This is a genomic window from Ramlibacter sp. (assembly GCF_035706265.1).
Lineage (GTDB): Bacteria > Pseudomonadota > Gammaproteobacteria > Burkholderiales > Burkholderiaceae_C > Ramlibacter.
The window spans coordinates 1-2,822 of record NZ_DASSVG010000145.1 but is presented as its reverse complement, the minus strand read 5'-3'; the positions used below and the strand labels follow the sequence as shown (position 1 = coordinate 2,822).

General features: G+C 71.5%; 2 protein-coding genes. One reads left to right on the top strand and one right to left on the bottom strand.

All coding sequences use genetic code 11. The features are described 5' to 3' along the window. On the top strand, nucleotides 1-345 hold a 345-nt coding region (locus VFM98_RS05805), incomplete at its 5' end, for an SDR family oxidoreductase (RefSeq protein ID WP_325108954.1). A gap of 1 nt (nucleotide 346) precedes the next feature. Here the strand turns inward: VFM98_RS05805 and VFM98_RS05800 are convergent. After that, nucleotides 347-2,822: molybdopterin-dependent oxidoreductase (locus tag VFM98_RS05800; protein WP_325108953.1), on the bottom strand; the 2,476-nt coding region annotated here is incomplete at its 5' end.

The following is a 2,822-nucleotide window of genomic DNA, read 5'->3' as shown; positions in this document are numbered from 1 at the left end:
GGAGGCGGCTCGATCGTCAACATCGGTGGGCTCTCTGCCCATACCGGCGCCAGCCGCCGGGCTCACGTCATCTCCGCCAAGGCGGGGCTGGTCGGCCTGACGCGCGCGCTGGCCACCGAGCTGTCACCGCAGGGAATCACCGTCAACTGCGTGGCGCCCGGTCTGATCGACACCACCCGCAGCGGCAGCGCGCCGCACCACCGCACCGCCCACCGCACCCTGGTGGGCCGCGCGGGGCGCGCCGAGGAAGTGGCGGAAGCCGTGTGCTGGCTGGCCGGGCCGAAAGCGCGCTACGTGACGGGGCAGGTGATCCACGTGAACGGCGGCGCGTACCTCGGGGGCTGAACTACGCGGCCTGTGGCATCGCGCGCACGAGGCGCTTCAACTCCGGCAGGCACGAGCCGCAGTTGGTGCCGCAGCGCAATGTCGACTGCAACGACGCCAGCCGCTCCTCCGCCGAACCCGCCAGGCCCTCGACATGCCGCGCAATCGCGTCGGCATCCACGCCGAAGCAGCTGCACACCTGTTTGCCCCTGGTCGCGACGGCGACCGGGGCCTGGGCGCCGGTGGCCAGCAGCTTGCGGCCATACGCCTGCGCCGGCAGTTCCTGCAGCAGCAGGGCCTTGAGCCAGCTTTCGGCGCTGGTGTCGCCGGCCAGCAGGAGCGCTTCGACGCGTACCTCCTTGGCCTCGCGGCGCAGGCCCACCGTGCGCCACTGGCCGCGGCGGCGGTCCGCATAGCGCAAGGTCTCGATCTCGCGCAGTCCGAGCAGCTGCTCGAGGCGCAGCAACACCTCTTCCGGCGGCGCCTCGTAGGCCGCGGCGCGGAACAACAGGCCCGGACGCTCGGGCGCACCGCCGCCGTCCAGCGGCGAACTGCTGGAAAACGGCACGCACGACGCGAACGGAAACAGCGCCATCAGCGCCTTCAACGCCTCGCGCCGCGCGAGCACCGTCTCGGGGGGCAGCCAGGCGGCGCCGAGCAGGGTCCAGGGCAATTCCGCCTTCAGGATCTTCACGGCGGCGTGCTTCAGCTCCGGCTGCTTCGAAGTGGGGCAGAAAGCGGAGGTGGTGATCGCGTTGACGCCGGCCAGCGGCGCGCCCGTGCTCGACAACCCGCTTACGAACTCGGGCCCCCAGTGCATCGCGATGAACGCCTGGGCCGGCTGGACTTCCGCGCTGGCCTGCACGGGCAGCACGATGGAGCCGCGCTTCGAGGTGATGTGGACCAGGTCGCCGTCGGCGAGCCGCAGCCGCGCCAGGTCCTGCGGGTGCACTTGCACGGCAGGTTCGGGCACGTGGCCGAACAGGCGCCCCAGCGTGCCGCTGCGGCTCATGCCGTGCCACTGGTCGCGCAGGCGCCCCGTCGTGAGCGAGAAGGGATAGCGCGATTCGCGCGGCTCCGCGCACGGGCGCGGGGCCATGGCGGCGAAGCGGGCCCTGCCGTCGGGAGTGGCGAAGACGCCGTCCTCGTACAGGCGCGTGCGGCCGGACCGTGCACCGGAGGGGAAGGGCCACTGCTGCGGGGCTTGTTCCAGCGCGGCGTAGGAGAGGCCGGTGATGTCCAGGTCGCGGCCACGGGTGGATTCGCGGTGTTCGAGCCAGATGGATTCGGGGGTGGGGTAGGGGAAGAGCGAAGTGCCGCAGCGCCCCGCCGCGAGCCGCGCCTCCAACCGCCGCGCGAAGTCGACCACGATCTGCCAATCATGGCGCGCCTCGCCCGGCGCCGGCACGGCGGCGCGCACGCGGCTGATGCGGCGCTCGCTGTTGGTGACCGTGCCTTCCTTCTCGCCCCAGGTGGTGGCGGGCAACAGGACATCCGCGAACTCGCAGGTGGCGGTGGTCGCGAAGGCCTCCTGCACCACGACCAGTTCGGCGCGTTCGAGCGCGCGCCGCACCGTGGCCTGGTCCGGCATCGACTGCGCGGGATTGGTGCAGGCGATCCACAGCGCCTTGATCTCGCCGTCGGCGGCGGCCTGGAACATCTCCACTGCGGTCTTGCCGGGCCTCGCAGGCACCGAGGGCACGCCCCACAGCGCCGCCACCTGCGCGCGGTGTTCGGGGTCGGCGAGGTCGCGGTGCGCCGACAGCAGGTTGGCCATGCCTCCGACCTCGCGGCCGCCCATGGCATTCGGCTGGCCCGTGAGCGAGAACGGGCCGGCGCCGGGGCGGCCGATCTGCGCAGTGGCCAGGTGAAGGTTGATCAATGCGGCGTTGTTGGCCGTGCCGCTGGCGGACTGGTTGAGGCCCTGGCAGTAGAGGCTCAGCGTGGCCGGCGACGTGGCGAACCAGTTGGCGGCCCGGACCAGGTCCTCCATGGGCAGCCCGCAGGCCTGGGCCACACGCTCCGGCGTGCACTCGCGCACCAGGGCCTTGAGTGCCTCGAAGCCGCTCGTGTGCGCTTCGATGTAGGCCGGATTCGTCCAGCCTTCCCACAGCATGATGTGCAGCAGGCCGTGGAACAGCATCACGTCCGTGCCGGGAAGCAGGGGCAGGTGGAGGTCGGCGATTTCGGCGGTGTCGGTGCGGCGCGGATCGCAGCAGACGATCTTCAGCTGCGGCCGCCGCGCCTTGGCCTGCTCGACGCGGCGGAACAGGATCGGGTGCGCGTAGGCCGCGTTGCTGCCGGCAATGAAGATGCAGTCGGCGTGCTCCACGTCCTCGTAGCAGGTGGGCGGGGCGTCGGCGCCGAGCGTCATCTTGTAGCCGGCCACCGCGCTGCTCATGCAGAGGCGCGAGTTGGTGTCGACGTTGTTGGTGCCGATAAGGCCCTTGGCCAGCTTGTTGAAGACGTAGTAGTCCTCGGTGAGCAGCTGGCCGGAG